Annotated in this window: 3 rRNA genes; all 3 read right to left on the bottom strand. The window is 54.9% G+C overall.

Going from position 1 to position 5,500, the window contains the following annotated elements:
- Window positions 1–53: 53 nt before the first annotated feature.
- Window positions 54–170, bottom strand: a 5S ribosomal RNA gene (rrf, locus tag MHO01S_RS15980).
- Window positions 171–274: 104 nt separating this feature from the next.
- A 23S ribosomal RNA gene (locus MHO01S_RS15975) occupies window positions 275–3,381 on the bottom strand.
- 393 nt (window positions 3,382–3,774) lie between these two features.
- Window positions 3,775–5,297 (bottom strand): 16S ribosomal RNA (locus tag MHO01S_RS15970).
- The 16S, 23S and 5S rRNA genes sit together here, the layout of an rRNA operon.
- Window positions 5,298–5,500: the final 203 nt, after the last annotated feature.

Here is a 5,500-nt window from a genome sequence, read left to right as displayed (position 1 = left end):
TCTGTTAACGGGAAATGGCCACCCAGCGTTGGGTGGCCATTTCCTGAAATGAAGTCCGGCGGTGTCCTACTCTCCCACAGGGTCCCCCCTGCAGTACCATCGGCGCTGTGAGGCTTAGCTTCCGGGTTCGGAATGTGACCGGGCGTTTCCCTCACGCTATGGCCGCCGAAACACTATTGATGTTTCATCAAGCACACAACGATCGAAGATCAGTTGTGCAGTTCTCGACCGTACATCGAGAACCACTCAGTGGACGCAAGCACCAAAACGGTGTGTTATCAAGTCATCGGCTTATTAGTACCGGTCAGCTTCACGTGTTGCCACGCTTCCACATCCGGCCTATCAACCCAGTAGTCTGGCTGGGAGCCTCTCGCCCGAAGGCATGGAAATCTCATCTTGAGGCCGGCTTCCCGCTTAGATGCTTTCAGCGGTTATCCATCCCGAACGTAGCTAACCAGCGGTGCTCTTGGCAGAACAACTGGCACACCAGAGGTTCGTCCAACCCGGTCCTCTCGTACTAGGGTCAGATCCTCTCAAATTTCCTACGCGCGCAGCGGATAGGGACCGAACTGTCTCACGACGTTCTAAACCCAGCTCGCGTACCGCTTTAATGGGCGAACAGCCCAACCCTTGGGACCTACTCCAGCCCCAGGATGCGACGAGCCGACATCGAGGTGCCAAACCATGCCGTCGATATGGACTCTTGGGCAAGATCAGCCTGTTATCCCCGAGGTACCTTTTATCCGTTGAGCGACAGCGCTTCCACAAGCCACTGCCGGATCACTAGTCCCGACTTTCGTCCCTGCTCGACCTGTCAGTCTCACAGTCAAGCTCCCTTGTGCACTTACACTCGCCACCTGATTGCCAACCAGGTTGAGGGAACCTTTGGGCGCCTCCGTTACTTTTTGGGAGGCAACCGCCCCAGTTAAACTACCCACCAGGCACTGTCCCTGAACCGGATTACGGTTCGAAGTTAGATATCCAGAGTGACCAGAGTGGTATTTCAACAATGACTCCACGGTAACTGGCGTCACCGCTTCAAAGTCTCCCACCTATCCTACACAAGCCACACCGAACACCAATACCAAGCTGTAGTAAAGGTCACGGGGTCTTTCCGTCCTGCTGCGCGTAACGAGCATCTTTACTCGTAGTGCAATTTCGCCGAGTTCGCGGTTGAGACAGTTGGGAAGTCGTTACGCCATTCGTGCAGGTCGGAACTTACCCGACAAGGAATTTCGCTACCTTAGGATGGTTATAGTTACCACCGCCGTTTACTGGGGCTTAAATTCTCAGCTTCGCCTTACGGCTAACCGGTCCTCTTAACCTTCCAGCACCGGGCAGGCGTCAGTCCGTATACATCGTCTTGCGACTTGGCACGGACCTGTGTTTTTAATAAACAGTCGCTACCCACTAGTCTCTGCGGCCACCACACCCTTTTTGAGGCAAGCTCATATAAGTGGATGGCCCCCCTTCTCCCGAAGTTACGGGGGCATTTTGCCGAGTTCCTTAACCACGATTCTCTCGATCTCCTTGGTATTCTCTACCTGACCACCTGAGTCGGTTTGGGGTACGGGCGGCTAGAACCTCGCGTCGATGCTTTTCTTGGCAGCAGAGGATCACCCACTTTTTATCCGCATCGTGTCTCAGCCTGTAAGAGTCACGGATTTGCCTATGACTCGGCCTACGCACTTGCCCCGGGACAACCATCGCCCGGGTTGGGCTACCTTCCTGCGTCACACCTGTTAATACGCTAACCGCACCAGCATGGGGTCATGCGCTAGCTCCAACGCTCTCACCCCGAAGGGATCGATACAAAGGAATTCGGGCACTTAGCACCACTGGATTAGTTTGGGCGGTTCTTCGCCGGTACGGGAATATCAACCCGTTGTCCATCGACTACGCCTGTCGGCCTCGCCTTAGGTCCCGACTTACCCAGGGAAGATTAGCTTGACCCTGGAACCCTTGGTCTTTCGGAGGACGTGTTTCTCACACGTCTTTCGCTACTCATGCCTGCATTCTCACTCGTGTGGCCTCCACGGCTGGTTCACACCGCCGCTTCGCTGGCCACACGACGCTCTCCTACCCATCAACACGGCTGGACCACGAAGGCCTACCAATAATGTCAATGCCACAACTTCGGTGGCGTGCTTGAGCCCCGTTACATTGTCGGCGCGGAATCACTTGACCAGTGAGCTATTACGCACTCTTTCAAGGGTGGCTGCTTCTAAGCCAACCTCCTGGTTGTCAGAGCAACTCCACATCCTTTCCCACTTAGCACGCGCTTTGGGACCTTAGTTGGTGGTCTGGGTTGTTTCCCTCTCGACTATGAAGCTTATCCCCCACAGTCTCACTGCTGCGCTCTCACTTACCGGCATTCGGAGTTTGGCTGACGTCAGTAACCTTGTAGGGCCCATCGGCCATCCAGTAGCTCTACCTCCGGCAAGAAACACGCAACGCTGCACCTAAATGCATTTCGGAGAGAACCAGCTATCACGAAGTTTGATTGGCCTTTCACCCCTATCCACAGCTCATCCCCTCAGTTTTCAACCTAAGTGGGTTCGGCCCTCCACGACGTCTTACCGTCGCTTCAGCCTGGCCATGGATAGATCACTTCGCTTCGGGTCTAGGACACGCGACTGAATCGCCCTATTCAGACTCGCTTTCGCTACGGCTACCCCACACGGGTTAACCTCGCCACGTATCGCTAACTCGCAGGCTCATTCTTCAAAAGGCACGCTGTCACCCCTACTAAGGAGGCTCCAACGGTTTGTAAGCAAACGGTTTCAGGTACTATTTCACTCCCCTCCCGGGGTACTTTTCACCTTTCCCTCACGGTACTTGTCCGCTATCGGTCATCTGGGAGTATTTAGGCTTATCAGGTGGTCCTGACAGATTCACACGGGATTTCTCGGGCCCCGTGCTACTTGGGATACTCTTCGCGCCAAGAGAGGCATTTCGACTACGGGGTTGGCACCCTCTATGACCTGGCTTTCAATCCAGTTCGTCTATACCTTCTTGTAACGCCGGCTGCTCGGCAGAACAACCAGAAAAGTCCCACAACCCCGAATACGCAACTCCTGCCGGATATCACACGTACTCGGTTTAGCCTGTTCCGGTTTCGCTCGCCACTACTAACGGAATCGCGGTTGCTTTCTCTTCCTGTGGGTACTGAGATGTTTCACTTCCCCACGTTCCCTCTACCCGCCCTATATATTCAGGCGGGAGTCACTGGGTCGGCACGCCGCCCAGCGGGGTTTCCCCATTCGGACACCCTCGGATCACAGTGTGCTTATCCACTCCCCGAGGCTTATCGCAGATTGCTACGTCCTTCTTCGGCTCCAGATGCCAAGGCATCCACCGTTTGCTCTTAAAGACTTGAAATCACATGAGTTTGAATCGTCAATCGAAATTGACTAATGATCTTTAAGATCATCTTCACGAGATGATTACTCATCTCGAAGATGCTCGCGTCCACTGTGTAGTTCTCAAAGTACGGGCGGTACCCTCCCCGCACCAGCACCAGCCGGCAACAGAAAGAGTCCTGAGGTTCGTCTGCTCCCAATCCGAAGATCAGAGCGCATCCGGTCCCTCAGGACCCAACAGCGTGCATGTGCCGGCTCACTCACCCCCAGCGTTCCCAACCCGAAGGCCGTACTAACTCGAAGATCACTCCCCCACACCTCATCAAACGTTCCACCCATGAGCTAACCGGCAAGACACATTCGGCCCTGATCCGGCGCCTGGACACCCCAAAGAGTGCCAGATGCTCCTTAGAAAGGAGGTGATCCAGCCGCACCTTCCGGTACGGCTACCTTGTTACGACTTAGTCCTAATTACCGATCCCACCTTCGACGGCTCCCTCCACAAGGGTTGGGCCACCGGCTTCAGGTGTTACCGACTTTCATGACTTGACGGGCGGTGTGTACAAGACCCGGGAACGTATTCACCGCAGCGTTGCTGATCTGCGATTACTAGCGACTCCGACTTCATGAGGTCGAGTTGCAGACCTCAATCCGAACTGGGACCGGCTTTTTGGGATTCGCTCCACCTCACGGTATTGCAGCCCTTTGTACCGGCCATTGTAGCATGCGTGAAGCCCAAGACATAAGGGGCATGATGATTTGACGTCATCCCCACCTTCCTCCGAGTTGACCCCGGCAGTATCCCATGAGTTCCCACCATTACGTGCTGGCAACATAGAACGAGGGTTGCGCTCGTTGCGGGACTTAACCCAACATCTCACGACACGAGCTGACGACAACCATGCACCACCTGTTCACCAGTGTCCAAAGAGTCCCGTATTTCTACGGTGTTCTGGTGTATGTCAAGCCTTGGTAAGGTTCTTCGCGTTGCATCGAATTAATCCGCATGCTCCGCCGCTTGTGCGGGTCCCCGTCAATTCCTTTGAGTTTTAGCCTTGCGGCCGTACTCCCCAGGCGGGGAACTTAATGCGTTAGCTGCGTCACGGAATCCGTGGAATGGACCCCACAACTAGTTCCCAACGTTTACGGGGTGGACTACCAGGGTATCTAAGCCTGTTTGCTCCCCACCCTTTCGCTCCTCAGCGTCAGTTACGGCCCAGAGATCTGCCTTCGCCATCGGTGTTCCTCCTGATATCTGCGCATTCCACCGCTACACCAGGAATTCCAATCTCCCCTACCGCACTCTAGTCTGCCCGTACCCACTGCAGACCCGAGGTTGAGCCTCGGGATTTCACAGCAGACGCGACAAACCGCCTACGAGCTCTTTACGCCCAATAATTCCGGATAACGCTTGCGCCCTACGTATTACCGCGGCTGCTGGCACGTAGTTAGCCGGCGCTTTTTCTGCAGGTACCGTCACTTTCGCTTCTTCCCTGCTAAAAGAGGTTTACAACCCGAAGGCCGTCATCCCTCACGCGGCGTTGCTGCATCAGGCTTGCGCCCATTGTGCAATATTCCCCACTGCTGCCTCCCGTAGGAGTCTGGGCCGTGTCTCAGTCCCAGTGTGGCCGGTCACCCTCTCAGGCCGGCTACCCGTCGACGCCTTGGTGAGCCATTACCTCACCAACAAGCTGATAGGCCGCGAGCTCATCCCTGACCAAAAAATCTTTCCAGCTACTGACCATGCGATCGCAGCTCATATCCAGTATTAGACGCCGTTTCCAGCGCTTATCCCAGAGTCAGGGGCAGATTGCTCACGTGTTACTCACCCGTTCGCCACTGATCCACCCAGCAAGCTGGGCTTCACCGTTCGACTTGCATGTGTTAAGCACGCCGCCAGCGTTCATCCTGAGCCAGGATCAAACTCTCCAAAAAGAAAAAATGCATACACCACCGGGAAAACGACGATGCAGCGAGTTCGAAACTGACCAAAAGGATGCCATTACTGACAATCCATACGCCAACCCCAAAAGAGGCTGGACTTGATCCAAAGGAATCTCACCCAGCCGAAGCTGAGACGAGGTTATTTGGCATTTGACAAGTGCACGCTGTTGAGTTCTCAAGGATCGGATGCTCCC

Source organism: Microbacterium hominis NBRC 15708, from assembly GCF_001592125.1.
GTDB lineage: Bacteria > Actinomycetota > Actinomycetes > Actinomycetales > Microbacteriaceae > Microbacterium > Microbacterium hominis.
The sequence above is the reverse complement of the archived record's forward strand: the minus strand, read 5'-3'. Positions and strand labels throughout refer to the sequence as shown.